The sequence below is a fragment of the Ramlibacter sp. genome (genome assembly GCF_035548915.1).
Classification (GTDB): domain Bacteria; phylum Pseudomonadota; class Gammaproteobacteria; order Burkholderiales; family Burkholderiaceae_C; genus Ramlibacter.
On the sequence record NZ_DASZSE010000054.1, the window covers coordinates 37,318 to 60,047 of the forward strand.

The 22,730-nt window shown below is 67.4% G+C and carries 17 protein-coding genes; 10 read left to right on the forward strand and 7 right to left on the reverse strand.

Annotated elements, in window-relative coordinates:
• The first annotated feature begins 81 nt into the window (after positions 1 to 81).
• The gene (locus VHA82_RS24320; RefSeq protein ID WP_325548119.1) at positions 82 to 1,539 is read left to right on the forward strand and encodes a M20/M25/M40 family metallo-hydrolase; all 1,458 of its coding nucleotides are present in this window, start codon (positions 82 to 84) and stop codon (positions 1,537 to 1,539) included.
• Positions 1,540 to 1,661: 122 nt separating this feature from the next.
• The gene (locus tag VHA82_RS24325; RefSeq protein WP_325548121.1) at positions 1,662 to 2,519 is read left to right on the forward strand and encodes a lysophospholipase; all 858 of its coding nucleotides are present in this window, start codon (positions 1,662 to 1,664) and stop codon (positions 2,517 to 2,519) included.
• A gap of 10 nt (positions 2,520 to 2,529) precedes the next feature.
• Here the strand turns inward: VHA82_RS24325 and VHA82_RS24330 are convergent, their stop codons facing one another.
• The 3 genes from VHA82_RS24330 to VHA82_RS24340 are packed head-to-tail and all read right to left on the reverse strand — an operon-like array spanning position 2,530 to position 5,032.
• Positions 2,530 to 3,189 carry a hypothetical protein gene (locus tag VHA82_RS24330; RefSeq protein WP_325548124.1) on the reverse strand — a complete coding sequence of 220 codons (660 nt, stop codon included), beginning with the start codon at positions 3,187 to 3,189 and terminating at the stop codon, positions 2,530 to 2,532.
• Between the two features lie 27 nt (positions 3,190 to 3,216).
• Complete coding sequence (locus VHA82_RS24335) at positions 3,217 to 3,978, reverse strand: 16S rRNA (uracil(1498)-N(3))-methyltransferase (RefSeq protein ID WP_325548126.1); 762 nt, start codon at positions 3,976 to 3,978, stop codon at positions 3,217 to 3,219.
• Positions 3,959 to 5,032, reverse strand: coding sequence for an aminoglycoside phosphotransferase family protein (locus VHA82_RS24340; RefSeq protein WP_325548128.1), 1,074 nt, complete (start codon positions 5,030 to 5,032; stop codon positions 3,959 to 3,961). Before VHA82_RS24340 ends, VHA82_RS24335 begins: the two co-directional genes overlap by 20 nt.
• A 69-nt stretch (positions 5,033 to 5,101) precedes the next feature.
• Between VHA82_RS24340 and VHA82_RS24345 the strand changes: the two genes are divergently transcribed.
• From VHA82_RS24345 to rsmA, 3 genes are read left to right on the forward strand one after another with little or no spacing between them, the layout of a single operon-like run.
• A complete protein-coding gene (locus VHA82_RS24345) occupies positions 5,102 to 7,471 on the forward strand; it encodes an LPS-assembly protein LptD (RefSeq protein ID WP_325548131.1) in 2,370 nt (789 codons plus the stop codon).
• Positions 7,472 to 7,482: 11 nt separating this feature from the next.
• Positions 7,483 to 8,841 (forward strand): peptidylprolyl isomerase, encoded by a 1,359-nt coding sequence (locus VHA82_RS24350; protein WP_325548133.1) that lies wholly within the window; start codon positions 7,483 to 7,485, stop codon positions 8,839 to 8,841.
• Positions 8,842 to 8,896: 55 nt separating this feature from the next.
• Positions 8,897 to 9,655 (forward strand): 16S rRNA (adenine(1518)-N(6)/adenine(1519)-N(6))-dimethyltransferase RsmA, encoded by a 759-nt coding sequence (rsmA, locus tag VHA82_RS24355; protein WP_325548135.1) that lies wholly within the window; start codon positions 8,897 to 8,899, stop codon positions 9,653 to 9,655.
• Positions 9,656 to 9,700: 45 nt separating this feature from the next.
• Here rsmA and VHA82_RS24360 read toward each other — a convergent pair whose 3' ends face one another.
• The 4 genes from VHA82_RS24360 to VHA82_RS24375 all read right to left on the reverse strand — a co-directional run bounded on the left by VHA82_RS24360 (position 9,701) and on the right by VHA82_RS24375 (position 13,456).
• A complete protein-coding gene (locus VHA82_RS24360) occupies positions 9,701 to 9,823 on the reverse strand; it encodes a hypothetical protein (RefSeq protein WP_325548137.1) in 123 nt (40 codons plus the stop codon).
• Between the two features lie 56 nt (positions 9,824 to 9,879).
• Positions 9,880 to 10,308 carry a barstar family protein gene (locus VHA82_RS24365; RefSeq protein ID WP_325548139.1) on the reverse strand — a complete coding sequence of 143 codons (429 nt, stop codon included), beginning with the start codon at positions 10,306 to 10,308 and terminating at the stop codon, positions 9,880 to 9,882.
• A gap of 51 nt (positions 10,309 to 10,359) precedes the next feature.
• On the reverse strand, positions 10,360 to 10,761 hold the full coding sequence (locus tag VHA82_RS24370; protein WP_325548141.1) for a ribonuclease: 402 nt from the start codon (positions 10,759 to 10,761) through the stop codon (positions 10,360 to 10,362).
• Positions 10,762 to 10,969: 208 nt separating this feature from the next.
• Positions 10,970 to 13,456: an NADP-dependent malic enzyme gene (locus tag VHA82_RS24375; RefSeq protein WP_414708696.1), complete on the reverse strand. Its 2,487-nt coding sequence runs from the start codon at positions 13,454 to 13,456 to the stop codon at positions 10,970 to 10,972.
• A 3-nt stretch (positions 13,457 to 13,459) separates the two neighbouring features.
• Between VHA82_RS24375 and VHA82_RS24380 the strand changes: the two genes are divergently transcribed.
• The 5 genes from VHA82_RS24380 to VHA82_RS24400 all read left to right on the forward strand — a co-directional run bounded on the left by VHA82_RS24380 (position 13,460) and on the right by VHA82_RS24400 (position 22,730).
• Positions 13,460 to 18,268, forward strand: coding sequence for an NAD-glutamate dehydrogenase (locus VHA82_RS24380; RefSeq protein ID WP_325548145.1), 4,809 nt, complete (start codon positions 13,460 to 13,462; stop codon positions 18,266 to 18,268).
• A 66-nt stretch (positions 18,269 to 18,334) separates the two neighbouring features.
• Positions 18,335 to 19,378, forward strand: a complete 1,044-nt coding sequence (locus VHA82_RS24385; protein WP_325548147.1) for an SPFH domain-containing protein — start codon at positions 18,335 to 18,337, stop codon at positions 19,376 to 19,378.
• A 76-nt stretch (positions 19,379 to 19,454) separates the two neighbouring features.
• Positions 19,455 to 20,954, forward strand: coding sequence for a DUF4178 domain-containing protein (locus VHA82_RS24390; protein WP_325548149.1), 1,500 nt, complete (start codon positions 19,455 to 19,457; stop codon positions 20,952 to 20,954).
• 23 nt (positions 20,955 to 20,977) lie between these two features.
• Entirely contained in the window at positions 20,978 to 21,199 is a 222-nt protein-coding gene (locus VHA82_RS24395) for a DUF350 domain-containing protein (protein ID WP_325548151.1), read from the forward strand.
• 4 nt (positions 21,200 to 21,203) lie between these two features.
• A complete protein-coding gene (locus VHA82_RS24400; RefSeq protein ID WP_325548154.1) occupies positions 21,204 to 22,730 on the forward strand; it encodes a polyamine aminopropyltransferase in 1,527 nt (508 codons plus the stop codon).

Here is a 22,730-nt window from a genome sequence, read left to right on the forward strand (position 1 = left end):
CCGAAGCCGCGGACCCTCCAGCGGGCCCATCCAATGGGCGCATGGTAGCGGAGGCCGCGGCAACGGGCGTACAGTGTCGCCATGAACGATACCGCCACCCCCGTGCTCGACAGCGCCGCCGTCTTGTCGCAAGTCACCGAGAAGTGGGACGGCGACATCGTGCGCCAGCTCACGAACTACATCGAGATTCCGGCCAAGTCGCCCGGGTTCGATCCCGACTGGGCGCAGCACGGGCTGCTCGAGACCGTGGCGCGCAATGCGGCCGCGTGGGTCGAGGCGCAGAAGATCGAAGGGCTGAAGCTGGAGATCGTGCGCCTGCCGCAGCGCACGCCGCTCATCTTCTTCGAAGTCCCCGCGACGCGTAGGGGCAGCGGCAAGACGGCGCTCATGTACGGCCACCTCGACAAGCAGCCCGAATTCACCGGCTGGCGAGGCGACCTCGGGCCGTGGACGCCCAAGTACGAAGACGGCAGGCTCTACGGGCGCGGCGGCGCGGACGACGGCTATGCGGTGTACGCGGCGGTCGCAGCCATCGAGGCGTTGAAGGCCAACGGCGGCACGCATCCGCGCATCGTGGGGCTCGTCGAGACCTGCGAGGAATCGGGTTCCTTCGATCTGCTGCCCTACGTCGATGCCTTGCGCGATCGCCTGGGCGACGTGGGGCTCGTCGTGTGCCTCGACTCCGGCGCGGGCAACTACGATCAGCTGTGGCTCACCACGTCGCTGCGCGGCATGGCGTCGGGCACGCTCAAGGTCGAAATCCTCACCGAAGGCGTGCATTCGGGCGACGCGTCGGGCCTCGTGCCGTCGAGCTTTCGCATCATGCGGCAGGTGCTCGACCGCCTGGAAGACAGCGCCACCGGGCGCCTCTTGCCCGCGAGTTTTCATTGCGACATCCCGGCCGAGCGCATCGAGCAGGCGAAGGCGACGGCGGCGATCCTGGGCGAAGAGGTCTACCGGCGCTTCCCCTGGGTGCACGCCGACTGCGACGGTGTCGCGCAAAGCGCTCTGCCCACGACGACCGATCCGGTGCAGGCGCTCATCAACCGCACCTGGACGCCCACGCTGTCGGTGACGGGCGCCGAAGGCCTGCCCGCGCTGCTGGACGCGGGCAACGTGCTGCGCCCCTTCACCGCGTTCAAGCTGTCGCTGCGCCTGCCGCCGCTCGTGGATGCCGCCGCGGCCGTGCAGGAATTGAAGACGCTGCTGGAAGACAACGCGCCGTATCAGGCGAAAGTCACGTTTCAGCCGGGCAGCGCGGCATCGGGATGGAACGCGCCGGCGACGGACGAATGGTTCGTGCGCGCGCTCAACGCCGCGTCGCTCGCGCACTACGGCGAGCCCGTCGGCTTCGTCGGACAAGGCGGCACCATCCCGCTCATGAACATGCTGAGCCGCGGCTTTCCGACGGCGCAGATGATGGTGTGCGGCGTGCTCGGCCCGCGCAGCAACGCGCACGGCCCGAACGAATTCCTGCACGTGCCGTACGCCAAGCGGCTGACCGCGTCGGTGGCGGAAGTGATCGCACAGATGCCGTGAGCGCGCCAATCCTGTGACGCAAGTCACTGGAAGCGCTGCGCACTTGCCGGTCGGATCATTTCGCGCGCCGCGTGGCCGGCGCATGTTGCGTGGCTTGCGGTGCGCGGCGATGATTGATCGCAATGAGATCGTCGTCTGCCAGCGACTCCACCTTGTCCACCTACACCGCGAGCGACGGTGACAACCTCGCCGTGCAGGACTGGCCGCTGCCCGAAGGACTCGCGCTGCGCGGCGTCGTCGTGATCGTGCATGGTCTCGGCGAGCACGCGTGGCGCTACGACCGCATCGCGCGGCGCTTGAACGACTGGGGCTTTGCCGTGCGTGGCTACGACCAGTACGGCCACGGCGACTCGGGCGGCGTGCGTGGCGCGTTGCCCAGCCACTGGCGGCTGGTGGACGATCTCGCGGACATCGTGAGCAGCACGCGTTCGCGCATGGACGAACGCACGCCGCTCATCGTCATGGGCCACAGCATGGGCGGCCTCGTGGCTTGTGCGTTCGTCGCAAAGCTCGGCGGGCCCGTCGACGGACTCGTGCTGTCGTCGCCCGCCCTCGCGACGCGCCTGTCGCTCGCGCAGCGGCTCATGCTCGCGGGCATTCCGCGCATCGCGCCCAACTTCACGGTGGGCAACGGCCTCAATCCGGACTTCCTCTCGCGCGACCCAGCGGTGGCGGCGGCCTATCGCAACGACGAGCGAGTGCACGACCGCATCTCCGGCCGGCTCGGTCTCTTCATCGCCGAGGGCGGGCGTTGGGTGATCCAGCGCGCGCCGCAATGGCGAGTGCCGACGCTTCTCGTCTACGCCGGGGCCGACCAGCTGGTCGACCCTTCGGGAAGCCGAGCCTTCGCACGCGCGGCGCCGCAGGGCGTCGTCACCGAGCGCTGCCTGGGTGAGGCCTTCCACGAGGTCTTCAACGAGCCCGATGCCGAGCCGGCCTTCGAAGCGGTGAAGCAGTGGCTGGACGAACGCTTTCCCTGAAGCCCTCGCCTCAGCCGTCGAAGACGGTCCACACGGCCTTGATGTTGAAGGAGCCGTCGCGCACGTGCGATTGCGCATACACGGTCCAGCGCCGGTCGCGGCGGATGCCGATGATCGTCACTTCCGTCGTGACGGGGTTGTAGTCGAACGGCGCGCTGCAGTACTGGCCGCCCTGGATCAGCGAGACGCGCTGCATCACGTCGTAGTTGGTGAGGCCTCCGGACGGCTGCACGTGCATCATCCGCACGCAGTCCTGCATCCCCACGCAGACGAAGGAGCATGCGTTCAGCAGCGTCGTCACCATGATGTCGGAGCCGCCGTCGCGCGGAATGTCCTCCCAGCGCTGGATGTCGTTCCACGTGATGTTGGTGGATTCGACGACGGGCACGTGCCAGACCGGAAAGGCGAGCTCTCCGAAGTGCGAGTACTGGATCTGGCCCCAGCTCGGGACCAGCTGGAAATTCTTCTTGTCCTTGCCGCCGTCGTTGTGCCGGCGGATGAAGTGCCAGTCGTTGACACCGTTCAGGCCGCGGTTTTCCTCGAACGCCATGAAGCGGTACCAGATCTGCCGGTTGTTCCGCCCGGCACCGACCACCTTCAGGTAGTAGATGTTGAGGAACTGCTCCGGGTCGCTCTTGAGCATCTCGAGCGCGAGCTGCAGTGTCGGCATGGCATTGTCCTCCCCCCGAGGCGAATGCTAGGCCGAAATCGCGAGGAATGCGAGCGCCGCGAGCGGGGCGGTTTCGGCGCGCAGGATGCGCGTGCCAAGTGTCGAGGGGACGAAACCATGCGCCATCGCGAGCGCTTCTTCCGCCGCGCTCAATCCGCCTTCGGGGCCGCTCAGCACGCACACGGCGCTCGAGGCATCGCCAAGGGCGTCGCGCAGGCGCTTGCCGCCAGGCGAAAGCAAAAGTCGCATGCCGACGGTCGAGTTGCCTCGCAGCCACTGCGCGAGTGCCTGCGGCGCGTGCACGGCCGGCACCCGGTTGCGGCCGCATTGCTCGCACGCGGCGATCGCGATCGCCTGCCAGTGGTCGCGCTTCTTCGCGGCGCGCTCGGCCTGCAGCTTCACCACGCTGCGCTCGAACGCGAGCGGCTGGACGCTTTCGGCGCCCAGTTCCGTGGCCTTTTCCACGAGCCAGTCCATGCGCTCGTTGGCCGGCATGCCGATCGCGAGATGCACGGCACGAGGCGCTTCGCGTTCGACGGGGCGATGAAGGCCGACGCGCACGGCGACGTCGCCGCGGCCCATGCGCTCCACGGTGGCCGCGAATTCGCCGCCCGCGCCATTGAAGAGCGTGAGCGCATCGCCCGGTTGCAGGCGCAGGACCTGCACGTGCCGGGCCGCGGGTGCGGGCAGATCGACGCGCTCGCCGCTTTCGAGCCGCGCCGGCACGTGAATGCGCGGCTGGGCATTGGGCCTCGGCGAGGCGGCCGCGCTAGACCCGTCCGAAGGCATAGACAGCTTCCGCGGTCGTGCCCTCCACCTCGTCCACGATCCTCGCGAGCGGCGCGAGCTCGCGATAGCGGGCCGCCGTCGCGCGGATGTAGCCGACGAAGCGTGGCGCATCGGCGAGGTACTTCGGCTTGCCGTCGCGCAGCGTGAGCCGCGCGAAGATGCCCGCGACCTTCAGGTGCCGCTGCAGGCCCATCCACTCGACCGCGCGGTAGAACTCGCCGAAGTCGCCGTCCACCGGCAGTCCGGCCTTTTGCGCCTGCTTCCAGTAGCGCACGGTGATGTCGAGGACGAATTCCTCGTCCCACGACACGAACGCATCGCGCATCAGGCACGCGATGTCATAGGTGATGGGGCCGTGCACCGCGTCCTGGAAATCCAGCACGCCCAGGCGCGACTGGGCCTCGTCGCGCGGCACCATCAGGTTGCGCGGCATGAAGTCGCGGTGCACGTACACGGAAGGCGATGCGAGATTGCGCCGCACGATCAACGCGAACTGCGAAGCGAGCGTGTCGCGCAATTCGCCTTCCACCGCGACGCCCTTGTGCCGTGCGAGATACCAGTCGGGAAAGAGCGCCAGTTCGCGGGCGAGGAGCGCCTCGTCGTAGGCCGGCAGGACGCCGGGCCGAGATGCCCTCTGCCACGCGAGGAGCGCATCGAGCGCGCGCAGGAAAAGCGGCTGGCTCGCCTCGGGCCGCGCGGGGTCGACCGCCTCGATCATGGTGCGCTCGCCGAGGTCGTCGAGCAGCATGAAGCCCTGCGCCTCGTCCCACTCGAGCACCCGCGGCACGTTGAGGCCGGCTTCGAGCATCAGCGACGCCACGCGCACGAACGGCCTGCAATCCTCCTTGTCGGGCGGCGCATCCATCACGATGAGACTGCCTGCTTCGCCGTCCACTCTCAGATAGCGGCGAAAGCTCGCGTCCGCGCAAGCCGTGCGCACGGTGGCGGGGTCGAGCCGGTGGCGGGGGGCCGCCCGGCCGAGCCAGTCGTGAAAGCTGCGCTCGCGCCGGGGATCGGCCCAGTGGACTGCGGGCAAGGGCTCGGGATCGCTCATGGATAATCGATTCTACAAATCCTCCGCGCCGGCCTTTTCGCGAATGCCGGCGCTCCCAGTCACACTTCGATGCATCGTTCGACACCGAAGGCTTCGCGCGTCTTTTTCGCCCTCACGCCGGTCGCGCTGGCCGCGGCGCTGCTCGCGGCGCTCTCCCCGATCCTCGCGCGTGCGCAGACCGGGGAGCCCGAGCCGCGCCTGAAGGCGAGCCCGCGCCTGCGGGAGGACATCCCCTCGGGCGGCCGGCACGAGCTGCCCACGTTCGTCTCGGGCGAGCACGTGAGCGGCCGCACCGACCTCGAAACCGACGTCGAAGGCCACGCCGAGCTGCGCCGCGGCGACACCGTGATCCGGGCCGACCGCCTCGAATACCAGCAGCCCACGGACATGGCGCGCGCGCGCGGCAACGTGCACATCAACAAGGCGGGCAACATCTTCGAGGGGCCCTACCTCGAGCTGCAGGTCGACTCCTTCACCGGCTTTTTCAACGAGCCGCGCTACCGGTTCCTGCGCAACGAAGCCTACGGCGAAGCCGACCGCGTGGACTTCACCGACGAGCGGCACGCCGTCGTGCACAACGCGACCTACACGACGTGCAAGCGGCTGCCCGGTCCGAGCTGGATGCCCGACTGGATACTGAAGGCCGCCTCGATCGCGCTCGACACCGAGCAGGACGTCGGCTATGCCAAAGGCGCCGAACTCGACTTCATGGGCCTGCCGATCCTGCCGATCCCCTCGATGAGCTTTCCGCTTTCGGACACGCGCAAGTCGGGCGTGCTGCCACCCACATTCGGCCTGGGCAGCGTGAACGGTGCCGAAATCACGCTGCCGTACTACTGGAACATCGCGCCCAACCGCGACGCGACGTTCTATCCGACGCTCATGAGCAAGCGCGGCGTGGACCTCGGTGGCGAGTTCCGCTACCTGGAGCGCGACTACAAGGGCATCGTTCGCGCGGACTATCTGCCCGATGACAAGCTGCGCGACCGCGATCGCTGGGGCTATTCGGTCCAGCACGAAGGCGCGGTGAAATTTCCGGGATTGCCCGCGCTCGGCCTGGCGGTCAACCTGAATCGCGTGAGCGACGACAACTACTGGCGCGACTTCTCGCACAGCAGCGCGGCGCTCACTCAGCGCCTGCTCGCCAACGATGGCCTGCTCACGTGGAGCCTGGGCGACTTCTCGCTGCAGGGGCGCGTGCTCAAGTGGCAGACGCTGCAGGATCCGGCCGCGCCGATCACGCCCCCGTACGACCGCGCGCCGCAGTTCGTCGCGACGTATCAGCACTCGGATTTTCCGGGCGGCCTGGATGTTGTCGTGCAGGCGGACCACACGCGGTTCGAGTCGGAGCCGGCCTTGACGCTGCAGCCCGACGCGCGGCGCGCCTTCGTCCTCGCTCAGGTGAGCCGGCCGTGGCAGGCGCCCGGCTGGTTCTTCATTCCGAAGGCGCAGTTGCACGTGACGCAATACGAGTTCGACGCGCCGCTCGCGGGCGGCCAGACGACCGCGCATCGCACGGTGCCGACCTTCAGCCTCGACGGCGGCCTCGTATTCGAGCGCGACGCCACGTTCTTCGGGCGGACGTTTCGCCAGACGCTGGAGCCGCGCGCCTTTTACGTATACACGCCCTTTCGCGACCAGAACTGGCTGCCCAACTACGACTCGGCCCGCAACGATTTCAACTTCGCGACCATCTACACGGAAAACGCGTTCGGCGGCAACGACCGCATCGCCGACAACAACCTGCTCACGCTGGGCGTGAACAGCCGCCTGCTCGACGAAGCCACCGGCGCGGAGATCGCGCGCTTCGGCATCGCGCAGCGCCTGCGCTTTGAGGACCAGAAGGTCGTGCTCCCGGGCGAAACGCCGGTGTCGGAACGCTTTTCCGACATGCTCTTCGGCGCGACGCTCAACTGGTCGCCGCAATGGAACTTCACGGGGACCGTGCAATACAACCCGAAGACCGGGCGGTCCGAGCGCTCCACCCTCGGCGGCAGCTTTCACCCGGGGAACTACCGGGTCGTGAGCGCGGCCTACCGGCTGGAGCGCGGCCAGAGCGAGCAGATCGACGTCGGCTGGCAGTGGCCGCTCAACGACCTCTGGGGCGACCGCGGGACCCATCAGGGGCCGGGCCGGGGTGAAGGCCCAGGCCGCTGGTACAGCGTCGGGCGCCTGAACTTCAGCATGAAGGATCACCGGATGGTCGACTCGGTCGTCGGCCTGGAATACGATGGCGGCTGCTGGATCGGGCGTGTCGTGTTCGAACGCCTGCAAAGCGGCACGACGAATTCCAACACGCGCGTGCTGTTCCAGCTGGAGTTCGTGGGCTTCAGCAAGCTGGGGTCCAACGCCCTGCAGGCCCTCAGGGAAAATATCCCTCGCTACCAGTTCCTGCGCGAGGAGACGAAGACTCCGAGCCGCTTCACGAATTACGACTGATGGAAAGAGCCATGATTTCCCGCCTTTCGACCGGCGCGCTCGCGCTGATCCTTGCCTGCGCGGCGCTGCCCGCCCACGCGCAGGGGCTGCGCGTCACGCCTCAGGTCACGCTGCGGGCACCCGACATCGGACCGCGGCCGGCGGACTTCATCGTGGCGGTCGTGAACTCCGAGCCGATCACCAACAACGAGGTGCGCATGCGGCTCTTGCGCTACGAGCAGCAGCTGCAGCAGCAAGGCCAGCCCCTGCCGCCGAGGTCGGAGCTCGCGGTCCAGGTGCTGGAGCGCCTGGTCAACGAGAAGGCGCAGCTTCAGCTCGCACGCGAAAACGGCCTGAAGGTGGACGAGGCCCAGGTCGACCAGGCGGAGCAGAACTTCGCGCGCAACAACGGCCTCACCGTGGCCGAGCTGCGCGAACGAATGCGCGCCGAGGGCGCGGACCCGTCCCGCTTCCGAGAAGACTTGCGCAGCCAGATGCTGCTGCAGCGTGTGAGGGACCGCGAGCTCGAATCGCGCGTGCGTGTGACCGAGCTCGACATCGACCAGTACCTGCGCGACGCCCGCAGCGGCAACGACCTCACGGGTCTGGAGCTCGGGCTCGCGCACATCCTGATCGCGGTACCGGAAACGGCCAGCGACGCGCAGGTGGCTCAGCTGCAGGCGAAGGCACAGCGTGCGCTCGCGCGAGTGCGCGCCGGCGAGGACTTCGGCAAGGTGGCCGCCGAAATGTCGGACGCGGCCGGTGCCGCGACCAACGGCGGGCAGATCGGCCTGCGCTCGGCCGACCGCCTGCCGCCGCTCTTCGTCGAGGCGGTGAAGGACCTGCCTTCGGGCGGCGTGAGCAACATCATCCGGTCCGCGGCCGGGTTCCATATCGTGAAGGTGCTCGAAAAGCACCAGGCCGGCTTGCCCGGCGCAGCGGTGACGCAAAGCCATGTGCGTCACATCCTGCTGCGGCCCGGCCCGCAGTTGACCGAAGCCCAGGCGCTCGAGCGGCTGGCGGAATTCAAGCGGCGCGTGCAGGCCGGCAACGCGGACTTCGCGCAACTCGCGCGCGATTTCTCGCAGGATGCGAGCGCGCGCAACGGCGGCGACCTGGGATGGGTCAATCCCGGCGTGTTCGTGCCCGAATTCGAAGAGACGCTCGATCACCTGAAGCCGGGCGAGATCTCCGAGCCGGTGATCACGCGCTTCGGCGTGCATCTGGTGCAGCTTCTGGAACGCCGCGAGGTGACGCTGTCGGAGCGCGAGCAACGCGAGCTGGTACGCAATCTCGTGCGCGAGCGCAAGCTGGATGAAGCGTACGTCTCCTGGGCGCAGGAAGTGCGGGGCCGCGCATTCGTGGAGTATCGCGAGCCGCCGCAAATCTGATGGAGCCCCGCGCTCCTTCGCGGGACCCGCTCCCTCGCCGCTGCCGGCCGGTGAAATGAGACACGTTGCCCGCAAGCGCTTCGGCCAGCACTTCCTCGCCGACGACGCGATCATCGACGCGATGCTGCGCGAAATCGCGCCCAAGGCGGGTGAGGCGATGGTGGAAATCGGCCCCGGCCTTGCCGCGCTCACGCAGCCGCTCGTGGAGCGGCTCGGGCGGCTCACCGTGATCGAGCTCGACCGCGATCTCGCGGCGCGCCTTCGCACACACCCGCAGCTTGCGGTGATCGAAGCGGACGTGCTGAAGGTGGACTTCGCCGAGCTGGCGCGAACGCTCGGCGCGGGCCGACTGCGCGTCGTAGGCAACCTCCCATACAACATCTCCACGCCGATCCTGTTTCATCTGCTCGCCTTTGCGCCTGGGATCGAGGACCAGCACTTCATGCTCCAGAAGGAAGTGGTGGATCGCATGGTCGCCTCGCCGGCGACCTCGGACTATGGGCGGCTCTCCGTGATGCTGCAGTGGCGCTACGCGATGGAGTCGGTGCTCTTCGTGTCCCCCAGCGCCTTCGATCCGCCGCCGAAGGTGGACAGTGCGGTGGTCCGGATGACTCCGTTTGCGACGCCGGCGCCGGTGGACCCCCGGCTACTCGGCGAAGTGGTGCGGGTGGCGTTCAGCCAGCGCCGCAAGCTGTTGCGGCACACACTGGGACGATGGCTGGAGCAGCGCGGCTTCGGCGGCGAATTCGACGTGCAGCGGCGCGCGGAGGAAGTGCCCGTGGCGCAGTACGTGGCGCTGGCACAGACGCTCTGAAGCGAGCATCCCCGCCGCCGAAGCCGCGGGGATGCCGATTTCAGATCACGCAGCCGCCAGCCAGTAGCCGGCGTTGAAGGGGCTGCTCATGCGCAGCGCGAGCGGCGACACATCGAGCAGCTTGTCGGTGGGCATCTTCTCGCCGCCTTCGGCGACGACGGGGGCCACGACTTCCCCTTGGGCCTCATTCGCCCGTTCCGCTTGGCCTGGTTGTGCGGAACGGGCTACCGAAAAGAATAGAAGCACCTGAATGGCACCCTTCGGTCGGCCCAGAAATCGGCCGTGTCCCGGAAGATGTCCAGCAACTGCTCACGCGCTTCCTTGTCGAACTTGCCGTTGGCCGGAATGTGTTCCAGCACCACGATGAAGCCCGGCTGCGGCCCCGACTTGTGCAGCGGGTCGGTCATGCAGTCGTACAGCGCGTCGAAGTTCTTGCCGAAGTGCGTCGGCAACATGAACTGTTGCGCGATCAGGTCGAGCACGTCCTGCTTGCTCTGCGCATTGGCGAGGTTGGCGTACAGGAAGTGGTGGCCGGTCGCGCGCGCGGCATCCTGCAGATCCTGCACGCGAAAGGCGCGGATCGACTGCACGATGTTGCTGCGTACCCCCTTCAGCAGTGCCTCGGAAGTTTCTGGACGAAGTGGCGTATCCATCTCCGTGTCTTTCTGCGTAGTCAAAAAGTCGTCCCGCTTCATTTGGGGTGATCACTCCACGATCTTGCGAAAGCTGGCGTAATGGTCAGCGGTGTAATAACAAGCGTGCGGCGCCTTCATCGGTCCTCCGCACACGATGCGCCGGGCCCCCCGGTCACTTGATCCCGGCGTCCGGACGGTGTACTCGCGCCAGTAGCCGCGTGTATTGACCGGAAGCAAACGTTCCCGGTTCCCGAACACCGTGCCGTCCTTGTCGAAGGGAAACGGCCCGCCGCGGCGGACGCGTTCGTAGGTGGTCCGGGCCTGCGAGGGCAGCTCGGCGACTTGGATCGTCGCTTCTGCGCCCAGGAGGTTCGCCTGCGCGGGCGGCCGGGCTTCAGCCGGGATGCCGCCGAAAAACGCCGCCAGGATGCAGCTAGTGAGCGCAAACTTGACAGCCGCAACGCGGGCCATGAACGGACCTTCTACGGTGACCTTCGTGAGGAAAAACACTCCGGGTAAACCCGGAAAATCAAGAGCGGTAGTGTGACGCAGGTCCCCCCAAAAAGCAAGTGCCTGCCCACTTTTTGGGCAGGAAGGCAAGGCCTTTGGTGGTCTTTCGCTTGACGTGCGCGAGCTGCGGCGTGGCGGCGAGAGTTAGCGCAAGCTCTCGGCGCAGCGCTTACCGTGCAGCGTTGGCGTCCGCGACGGTGAGGGCGGTCATGTTCACGATCCGGCGCACGGTCGTGCTGGCGGTGAGGATATGCACGGGCTTGGCGGCCCCGAGCAGCACCGGGCCGATCGCGATGTTGCCGCCCGCGGCGGTCTTGAGCAGGTTGTAAGAAATATTGGCTGCATCGATGTTGGGCAGAACGAGCAGGTTCGCGTCGCCCGCGAGCGTGCTGCGCGGCATCAGAAGGTTGCGGGCATGGCCGTCGAGCGCCACGTCGCCGTGCATCTCGCCATCGACTTCCAGCCACGGCGCCTCGTCGCGCAGGTGGGCCAGCGTCTCACGCATCTTGGTGGCGCTCGGCGAGTTGTGGGAGCCGAAGTTCGAGTGGCTGAGCAGCGCGACTTTCGGCTTGATGCCGAAGCGCAGCATCTCCTCGGCCGCGAGCATCGTGATCTCCGACAGCTGCCCGGCGGTCGGGTCCTGGTTCACGTGCGTGTCGACCAGGAACACCTGCCGCCCCGGCAGCAGCAGGCCGTTCATGCAGGCATAGGTGTTCACCCCCGCGCGTTTGCCGATCACCTGGTCGATATAGCGCAGGTGGATGTCGGTCGTGCCCCAGGTGCCGCAGATCATCCCGTCGACCTGGCCCTTGTGCAGCAGCATCGCGCCGATCAGCGTGAGGCGCCGTCGCATCTCGATCTTGGCCATCTGCGCCGTCACGCCCTTGCGGTCGCTCATGCGATGGTAGGTCTGCCAGAAGTCGCGATAGCGCTCGTCGTACTCGGTGTTCACCACGTCGTAGTCGACGCCTTCGCGCAGGCGCAGCCCGAACTTGTCCACGCGCTCGGCGATGATCTTCGGCCGCCCGATGAGCGTGGGCCGCGCGATCTGCTCGTCCACCACGACCTGCGCCGCGCGCAGCACGCGCTCTTCCTCGCCTTCGCAGAAGGCCACGCGCTTCTTCGCGGCGAGCCGGGCGGCCGAGAAGATCGGCTTCATCGTCGTGCCCGAGGCGTAGACGAACGCCTGCAGCTTCTCGCGATAGGCGTCCATGTCACGCACCGGCCGCAGCGCGACGCCGCTTGCCTCCGCGGCCTTGGCCACGGCGGGCGCGATCTTCATCATGAGGCGCGGGTCGAACGGCTTGGGGATCAGGTAGTCGGGCCCGAAGGCGAGCTGCTGCCCGGCGTAGGCGGCCGCGACCACTTCGCTTTGCTCGGCCTGCGCGAGCTCCGCGATCGCATGCACCGCGGCGATTTCCATCTCCATCGTGATCGTCGTCGCTCCGGAGTCGAGCGCGCCGCGGAAGATGTAGGGAAAGCACAGGACGTTGTTCACCTGGTTGGCGTAGTCGGTGCGGCCGGTGGCGATGATGCAGTCGGCGCGCGCGGCCTTCGCCTCTTCCGGCGTGATCTCCGGCGTCGGGTTGGCGAGCGCCAGGATGAGCGGGCTCGCCGCCATCATCTTCACCATCTCCGGCTTGAGCACGCCGCCGGCCGAAAGGCCGAGGAACACGTCGGCGCCCTCGATCACCTCGGCGAGGCCGCGAGCCGCGGTCTCCTGCGCGAACTGCACCTTGTCCTCGTCCATCAGTTCCTTGCGGCCTTTGTAGACGACGCCCGCGAGGTCGGTCACCCACACGTTTTCGCGTTTCACGCCGAGTTTCAGCAGCAGCCCGAGGCACGCGAGCGCCGCGGCGCCCGCGCCGGAGGTCACAACCTTCACCCGCGAGATGTCCTTGCCGACCACCTTCAGGCCGTTCAGGACGGCCGCGCCCACCACGATCGCCGTGCCGTGCTGGTCGTCGTGGAACACGGGGATCTTCATGCGCTCGCGAAGCTTGCGCTCCACGTAGAAGCAGTCGGGCGCCTTGATGTCTTCGAGATTGATGCCGCCGAACGTCGGCTCGAGCGCCGCGATCACGTCCACGAGTTTGTCGAGATCGTTCTTCTCGTTGATCTCGATGTCGAAGACGTCGATGCCGGCGAACTTCTTGAACAGCACGCCCTTGCCTTCCATCACCGGCTTGGCCGCGAGCGGGCCGATGTCGCCGAGCCCCAGGACGGCGGTGCCGTTGGTGATGACGGCCACGAGATTGCCGCGGCTCGTGTAGCGAAATGCCGCGGTCGGGTCCTTCACGATCTCTTCGCACGGCGCGGCAACGCCCGGTGAATAGGCGAGCGAGAGGTCGTGCTGATTCAGCAGCTGCTTGGTGGCGTGGATCGCGACTTTGCCGGGCGTGGGCCACTCGTGGTATTCGAGCGCGGCCTGGCGCAGTTGCGCGCGTTTTTCTTCGGTGCTGACCGATTGATCGGGGGGCATGCTTGTCTCCTGCGGGATCGCGATTGTAGTCTCCGCTCGGGTAAACCCTAGTACGGGGATGTGCGTATCGGGGCAGCGTTTGCGCCATGCCGCGTTTGCATGGCGCGCCGAGCAAACGGCATTGGCCTTAACGGCTCGGCGCGCCTTACAGTGCGGCCCGCACGAGGAGAACACCGCATGAACGCCTCCATCGAACTGATGCGCGCGGAGCGCGTCGACGCCGTGCTGGCCCTCGCGGCCGCCCGGCTGGGCGCGGACGAGGCCCGCGCGCTCGAACCGTTCGCACGCGAATACTTCCTGCAGGTCGACGCCGACGACCTGTCGGAGCGCAGCCCCGAGGACTTGCTCGGCGCGGTGTTGTCGCATCGCCAGTTCGGCGCGCAACGCGACGCCGGCGTGGCGCGCGTGCGCGTCTTCAGCCCCTCGCTCGGTGACGACGGCTGGGGTTCGCGTCACACCGTGATCGAGATCGTGAACGACGACATGCCGTTCCTGGTCGACTCCGTCACGATGGAAATCAAGCGCCAGGGCCATAGCCTGCATCTCATCATCCACCCGATCTACGCGGTGCGGCGAGATGCCGAGGGGCTGCTGCAGTCGATCGCCCCGCGCAGCGACGCAGCCGATGCGCCGCGCGAATCGTGGATGTACATCGAGATCGACCGCCTGGTCGACGCCGCGCAGCGCCAGCGCATGGCCGAAGGCGTGGAGCGCGTGCTGCACGACGTGCGCGCCGCCGTCACCGACTGGAAGCCGATGCTCTCGCACCTGACCGAGGCATCGAACGAACTCGCGGCCGCGACATCCGTTCCTGCCGCGGACCTCGCCGAGAGCCGCGCCTTCCTCGATTGGCTCGCCGACCAGCACTTCACGCTGCTCGGGTACCGTCAGCACGAACTCGTGGAAGAAGGCGACCAGCTCGCGCTGCGCGTCGTGCCCGGCACCGGCCTCGGGCTCCTGCGCCCGGACGAAGGCGCGATGATGCAGGCGACTTCCGTGCTGCCGCCCTCCTCGTACGCCGTGGCGCGCGCGCCGCTGCCCGTGCTCGTCGTCACCAAGGCCAACAGCCTCTCGACCGTGCATCGCGACGGGCATCTCGACTACGTCGGGGTGAAGCGCTATGCGAGCGACGGGCGCGTGATCGGCGAACACCGCTTCATCGGCCTTTTCACATCCACCGCCTACAGCTCGCGCGTGTCGGAAACGCCGCTGCTGCGCGGCAAGGTCGACGCCATCGTGCAGCGCGCGGGTTTCTCGCCCGGCGGCCACCTCGCCAAGGCGCTGCAGCACATCCTCGAAACCTATCCGCGCGACGATCTCTTCCAGATCCCGTTCGAAGACCTCTACGACACCGCGCTCGGCGTGCTGGCCCTCGGCGAACGCCAGCGCCTGCGACTTTTCATGTGGCGCGATCCGTTCGCGCGCTTCGTGTCGTGCCTCGTGTACGCACCGCGCGAAGCCTATTCGACCGATCTGCGCATCAAGTTCCAGCGCATCCTGCTTGCCGCGCTCAACGGCCAGAGCGCCGAATTCGACGTGCTGCTGTCGGGCACGACGCTCGCGCGCATCCACTTCACGGTGCGCACCGCCCCGGGCGAGCAGCCGCCGCCCTACGACCGCAAGGACATCGAGCGCAAGCTCGCCGCCGCGGCACGGCGCTGGGACGACGACCTGCGCGATGCGCTCGTCGACGCCGAAGGCGAAGCCAACGGCCTCGCGCTCTACAAGCAGTGGAGCGCGGCCTTTCCGGCGGCGTACCGGGACCGCGTCGCGCCGCGCTCGGCGGTGCCCGACCTGCGCAAGATCGCGACGCTGTCGCCCGGTGCCGCGCTCGCGCAATCGCTCTACTGGCCGCTCGGCGCGCCACCCGGTGCGCTCGGCCTGAAGGTCTATCGCCTGGGCGCGCCGGTGGTCCTCTCGGACAGCCTGCCGATGCTGGAACACATGGGCGTGCGCGTGCTCGGCGAGGCGAACTACCGAGTCGAGGGCGCGAACGGCCCGGTCTTCCTGCACGACTTCGAACTGCAGGCCCAGCCCGGGACGCAGGCCGAACCCGAATCGCTCGCGCGGCTCTTCGAAGACGCCTTCGCGCGAGTCTTTCGCGGCGACGTCGAGAACGACGACTTCAACCGCCTCGTGCTGCTCGCGGGCCTCGCCGCCGAAGAAGTGGTGGTGCTGCGCGCATACGCGAAGTACCTGAAGCAGATCGGCTTCGCGCAGTCGCAGGCCACGATCTCCGCCACGCTTGCCGCGCACCCGCGCATCGCACGCATGCTCGTGGGCCTTTTCAAACTGCGGTTCGATCCCCAAAAGCGCGACGAGGCCGGCGCCCAGGCGCAGGTGAACGCGATCGAGAAGGCGCTCGAGAAGGTGAGCAACCTCTCCGAGGATCGCGTCCTGAGGCAGCTGCTCGCGCTCGTGCAGGCGACGCTGCGCACGAACTTCTGGCGCACCGGTGTCGGCCACTCGGGCGCGATCGGCGCGCGGCGGCCGTTCCTCAGCTTCAAGCTCGATTCGGCGAAGGTGCCGGGCATGCCGCAGCCGCGGCCGCTCTACGAGATATTCGTGTACTCGCCGCGCTTCGAAGGCATCCATCTGCGCGGCGGCAAGGTCGCGCGCGGCGGCCTGCGCTGGTCCGATCGTCCCGACGACTTCCGCACCGAGGTGCTGGGACTCGTGAAGGCCCAGATGGTGAAGAACACCGTCATCGTGCCGGTCGGCTCCAAGGGCGGCTTCGTGTTGAAGAAGGCGCCGCCCGCGAGCGACCGCGAGGCCTACATGAAAGAAGGCGTCGCCTGCTACCAGGACTACCTGCGCGGTCTCCTGGACCTCACGGACAACCTCGTGGGCGGCAAGACGGTGCCGCCGCCGCAAGTGGTGCGCATCGACGGGGACGATCCCTACCTCGTGGTCGCGGCCGACAAGGGCACGGCCACGTTCTCCGACTACGCGAACCAGGTCAGCGCCGAATACGGCCACTGGCTCGGCGACGCCTTCGCCTCCGGCGGCAGCGTGGGCTACGACCACAAGGCGATGGGCATCACCGCGCGCGGCGCGTGGGAAAGCGTGAAGCGCCATTTCCGCGAAATGGGCGTGGATACGCAGACGACCGACTTCACCTGCGTGGGCATCGGCGACATGTCGGGCGACGTCTTCGGCAACGGCATGCTGCTGTCGCGCCATATCCGGCTCGTGGCGGCCTTCGACCATCGGCACATCTTCATCGATCCCGCGCCCGATGCGGCCTCGACGTTCGCGGAACGCGAGCGCCTCTTCAAGCTGCCCCGCTCGTCGTGGGCCGACTACGACGTCAAGCAGATTTCGGATGGCGGCGGCGTGTGGGCGCGCTCGGAGAAATCGGTTCCGGTCTCGCCGCAGGCGCGCGCGGCACTGGGCATCGCGGCCGAACACCTCACGCCCTCGGAGCTCATCACGGCGATCCTGAAAGCGCCGGTGGACCTGCTCTACAACGGCGGCATCGGCACCTACGTGAAGGCGTCCAGCGAAACGCAGGCCGACGTGGGCGACCGCGCGAACGATGCGATCCGCATCGACGGCGGTGAACTGCGCTGCAAGGTGGTGGGCGAAGGCGGCAACCTCGGCTTCACGCAGCTCGGGCGCATCGAAGCGGCGCAGCACGGCGTGAAGCTCAACACCGACGCCATCGACAACTCCGCGGGCGTCGACACGTCCGACCACGAAGTCAACATCAAGATTCTGCTGGGCATCGCGGTGGCCGACGGCGAGATGACGCAAAAGCAGCGCAACGCGCTGCTGCCGCAGATGACGGACGACGTCGCGGCGCTCGTGCTGCGCGACAACTACTTCCAGACGCAGGCGCTGTCGATCGGCCATCGGCTCGCGCCGCGGCTGCTGGACGAACAGGCGCGGTTCATCCGCTTCCTCGAAAAGCAAGGAGAGCTCAACCGCGCGATCGAATTCCTGCCGGGCGACGACGAAATCGCCGAGCGCAAGCTCAAAGGCGACGCGCTCACGCAGCCCGAACAGGCGGTGCTGCTCGCGTACAGCAAGATGTGGCTGAACGACGAGCTGATCGCCTCCGAGCTGCCGGAAGACCCCTGGGTCGCGACCGCGCTCGAGCGCTACTTCCCGAAGCTGCTGAAGGAAAAATTCGCGGCCTACATCCCGCGGCATCCGCTGAAGCGCGAGATCATCGTCACGCATGTGCTCAACAGCATGATCAACCGCGTGGGACCGACCTTCGTGCACCGCATGTCCGAGATCACGGGCACGACGGCGGCGCAGATCGTGCGCGCGTATCTCGCGACGCGCGAGGTCTTCGGCTTCGTTGCGACCTGGCAGGAGATCGAGGCGCTCGACAACGTCGTCGCCGACGAGGTGCAGGCCGAGATGGTGATCGCGCTGCGAGGACTCATCACGCGCTCGACGACGTGGTTCCTGCGTTCGCGCCGTCTCAACGAATCGACGGAATTGCAGGTGAAGCGCTTCGCACCGGCCGTCCAGGCGCTCACGGCGCGGCTGGAACAGGGCGCCGGTCGATCCCCGCGCGCCGCGGCGTGGATGCAGGCGGGTGTGCCGCAGGCGCTGGCCGTGCACGTGGATTCGGCCGAAGGCCTGTTCAACGCGCTGGACATCACCGAGATCGCCGAGACGGCGCATCGGCCGCTCGACGAAACGGCGGGCGTGCACGCGGGAGTGGGCGAACGCCTGGGTCTCGAGCGGCTGCGCCAGCAGATCGACTTGCTTCCGGCCGAAAGCTACTGGGCGACGCTCGCGAAGCTGGCGCTGGGCGACGATCTCGCGGACTTGCAGCGCTCGATCGCGCTGGAGGCCGTGACGCATCACGAGGGCACAGCCGCCGCGGTGCTCGCGTTGTGGGAACAGGGAAATCGCCAGGCGATGGACCGTGCGCAGCGGCTGCTCACGGAACTGCGCGAAGCCAAGGGCGGCGGCGATCTGGCGATGCTGTCGGTGGCGTTGCGGGAATTGCGCAATCTCGTCTGAGGTGGCGCAATGCTGCCCGGCGGTATCATGGCCGCCACCGTCACTTCGAGCCAAGGAGCGGACACCATGGGCCTGATGGATTTCATCAAGAAACAGTTCATCGACGTCATCCAGTGGACGGAGGACGAGCAAGGCGTGCTCGCCTGGCGCTTCCCGATGGCCGACATGGAAATCCAGTACGGCGCCGCGCTCACGGTGCGCGCGTCGCAGATGGCGGTGTTCGTGAACGAGGGCAAGGTGGCCGACGTGTTCGGCCCCGGCCAGTACAAGCTCACGACGCAGACGATTCCGGTCCTCACCTACCTCAAGAACTGGGACAAGCTCTTCGAGTCGCCCTTCAAGAGCGACGTCTACTTCTTCTCCACCCGGCTGCAGACCGACCAGCGCTGGGGCACGCCGCAGCCCATCAGCATCCGCGACAAGGACTTCGGCGCGGTGCGCGTGCGCGTCTTCGGCAACTACGCGTATTCGATCGGCGACGCCAAGACCTTCTACGAGAAGGTGTCCGGCACGCGCGAGCGCTACACCGTGCCGGAAATCGACGGCCAGCTGCGCGGCATCGTGCTGCAGCACATCAGCGACGCGGTGGCGCAAAGCGGCTTGCCCTTTCTCGATCTCGCGGCAAACCAGGTTGAATTCGCGAACGCGCTGCAGAAAGCCGTTGCGCCCGCGTTCGAGGGCATCGGGCTCAAGCTCGAAACGATGACCGTGCAGAACCTGTCGCTGCCCGAGGAGCTGCAGAAGATCCTCGATCAGCGCATCGGCATGGGCATGGTCGGCAGCGACATGGGCAAGTTCATGCAGTACCAGACCGGTCAGGCGATCCCGGAGCTTGCCCGTGGGGTGAGTCAGGGCGGTGGCGGCGGCCTGGCGGGGGACGCGATGGGCCTTGGCGCGGGTATCGCGATGGGGCAGGTGCTGGCACAGAACCTGTCGCAGGGGCTGCAGAGCGCGCAGACACCGCAACAGGCTGCGCCCGCCGCGGTGCCGGTGAAGCCGGACGACGTGATGGCCACGCTCGAGAAGCTGGGCGAACTGAAGGCCAAGGGCATCCTCACGCAGGAAGAGTTCGATGCGAAGAAGGCCGAGTTGCTGAAGAAGCTCGTGTAAGTGCCGGCAAGCGCCGGGGCGGCTCGAGGAGCGCAGCGACACCCCCAACCGCGCACAGCCCCGAAAACAAGCGAACGTGGCGACGGAGACTTTCCAGCGAATCTACCGGGCTCCCTGCCCGGGCTGCGGCGCGCCGGTGGAGTTCCGCAGCGCTTCGTCGCTCTACGCCGTCTGCAGCTATTGCAAGAGCACCGTCGTGCGCGAAGGCGAAGTCCTCTCGCGCGTCGGCAAGATGGCCGAAGTCTTCGAGGACCACAGTCCGCTGCAGCTCATGGCAAGCGGCCGCTGGCAGGGGCGGGCCTTCACGCTCGTCGGCCGGCTGCAATACCGCGGACCGAGCGGCCCGTGGGCCGAGTGGATCGCGCTCACCGACGACGGCACGCCGCACTTCCTCGCGGAGGACAACGGCTCGTACGTCTTCACGTCGCCCGCCGAAGCCGGGCGCGCGCTGCCGCTCTTCACGAGCTCGTTTCGCGTGGGCGCGAACACCGCGATCGCCGGCAAGACCTACGAGGTGACGTCCAACGAGGAGGTCGCCCTCGTCTCGGCGCAAGGCGAGCTGCCGAAGCTGCCGCCCATGAACCAGCCGTTTGCGATGATCGAGATGCGCAGCGCCGATGGCGAGGTGCTCGCGATCGACTACGGCAGCGTGCCGCCGCAGCTCACGCGCGGCCGCGCGGTGGCGCTCGACGAGTTGCAGATCACCGGCCTGCGCGAGGAAGTCGCCGCCGAGCAGAAGGGGCGGCAGTTCGCCTGCCCGAACTGCGGCGCGCCGGTGGAAGTGCATCTCGACGCGAGCAAGAGCATCACGTGCGGTTCGTGCCACAGCGTGATCGATCTGGCGGCGGGCCTCGGCGGCGAGCTGCATCACGTCGAGCAGGAAGAGGCGTTCGAGCCGTTCATTCCGCTCGGCTCGATGGGACAGCTTCAGGGCGCGCAGTGGCAGGTGGTGGGCTACCAGCACCGGCTCGGCCACGATCCGCAGGACGAGGACGAAGAGAAATTCGGCTGGGACGAATACTTGCTCTTCAACAGGAAGCGCGGCTTCATCTTCCTCGTCGACACGAGCGAGGGCTGGAGCATCGTGAAGCCTACGACTGGCGCCCCCGCGTACAAGGACGGCGCATCGAGCGCGAGCTACCTAGGCGCGACCTACCAGCTCAAGTACAGCTATAGCGCCGAAACGACGTACGTCGCGGGGGAGTTCTACTGGCCCGTGATGCGCGGGCAAAAGAGCTTCAACCGCGATTTCCAGAAAGGCAGGAACCTCCTGTCGCTGGAAGAGACGCCGCGCGAGCGCACCTGGTCGGCGGGCAGCATGGTGACGAGCGATCTCGTCGGCGCGGCCTTCAACATCAAGGACAAGATGGCCGGGCGCGGCGATGCCGGCCCGCTCAGCGGGGGCGCAGGCGGCGTCAAGGGCGGGATGGGGTGCTTTTCCATCTTCCTCATGCTGTTCATCATCCTGATTTTGATCGCGCTGCTGCGCGCCTGCGAGGGCGGCAGCGGTTCTTCGGGCTACCGCACGGGCGGCGGCTCGTTCGGCGGCTATTCGAGTGGCGGCAGCCACAAGTGAGATCAACCCAAGGAGAAACTCCCATGGATCTGGAATGGCTCAAGCCCAGTGCCTTTTTCGGCTCGATCCTCTACGCCCTGATCGGCGTCGTGGTATTTCTCGTGTGCTTCATCGTCGTCGACAAGATCACGCCGTACGACCTATGGGCCGAGATCGTGGAGAAGCACAACGTGGCGCTCGCGATCGTCGTGGGCGCGATGTCGCTCGGCATTTCGATCATCGTTGCGGCGGCGGTCCACGGCTGAAAGCGTGAGTGCCTCCGCGCCGCGCCCGCTCGAGGTGGCGTTGCTCGCGTCCGTCTTTGTCGTGGCCGCCTGCGGGCTGGTGTACGAACTGGCCGCGGGCGCGCTCGCGTCGTACGTGCTGGGCGACTCGGTGCTGCAGTTCTCCACCGTGATCGGCAGCTACCTGTTCGCGATGGGGGTGGGCTCCTGGCTTTCGCGCTTTTTCGAGCGGCAGTTGCCCGCGCACTTTCTCCGCATCGAGCTCATGGTGGCGCTCGCGGGCGGCGCGATGCCCGCGGTCCTCTTTGTTGCCAACGCATGGCAGCCCGCCGTGTTCCGTGTGCTGCTCTATGGGCTGGTCGTGGCCGTCGGCGTGCTCGTGGGACTCGAGATTCCGCTGGTCATGCGCATCCTGAAGCGCGACGTCGCCTTGCGCGATCTCGTGTCGCAGGTCCTCACGTTCGACTACCTCGGCGCGCTCGCGGTATCCATCGCCTTTCCGCTCGTGCTCGTGCCGCAGCTCGGGCTCGTGCGAACGGGCCTTCTCTTCGGGCTCATGAACGCGGCGGTGGCGTTCTGGGCGCTCTGGCTCTTTCGCAACGAGCTGCGGCGGCTTCGCGCGCATGCGGTCGCGTGTGTGCTGACGGTGCTGGCGCTGGGTGCGGCATTCGCGGGGGCGCAGGAGATCACAACGCTCGCGGAAGACCGCGTCTACCAGGCACAGGTGCTGGTGGCCGAGACCACACCGTGGCAGCGCATCGTCGTCACCACAAGCCGCACCGGGGGGATCAGGCTTTTCCTGAACGGCAACCTTCAGTTCGCGCAGAGCGACGAATACCGTTATCACGAAGCGCTGGTGCATCCGGTGCTCGCGGCACAAGGGGCGCCGCGCCGCATCGCGATCCTCGGCGGCGGCGACGGCATGGCGCTGCGCGAAGTGCTGCGCTACCCCCAGGTGGAAAGCGTGACGCTCGTGGAGCTCGATCCGGACATGACGCGACTCTTCTCGACGCACCCAGCACTCACGCGTCTGAACGGCGGCTCGCTCTCGTCACCGAAGCTGAAGATCGTGAACACCGATGCGTTCAAGTGGCTCGAAGACTCGCGCGAGATGTTCGACGCGATCATCGTCGACTTCCCCGATCCGACGAACTTCTCGATCGGCAAGCTCTACACGAGCTCGTTCTACGCGCTGCTGGAGCAGCGTCTCGCCGCGGGCGGCTATGCGGTGGTGCAGACGACGTCGCCGCTGCTTGCGCGGCAGAGCTTCTGGACCGTGGTGACGACGATCGAATCCGTGGGGCTCGTCGCCACGCCGTATCACGCGCATGTGCCGAGTTTCGGCGAGTGGGGCTATGTGATCGCGAGCCACAGGCCTTATCGACTGCCGACGGAATTGCCGGGGGGCTTGCGCTTCCTCACGGTTGGCGGCCTTCCCGCGCTCTTCGACTTCCCGCGCGACATGGCGCGCGTGCCGGCCGAAGTGAATCGCCTGTCGAACCAGGTGCTCGTGACGACGTACGAGCGCGAGTGGGGCAAGGTGCATCAGTGA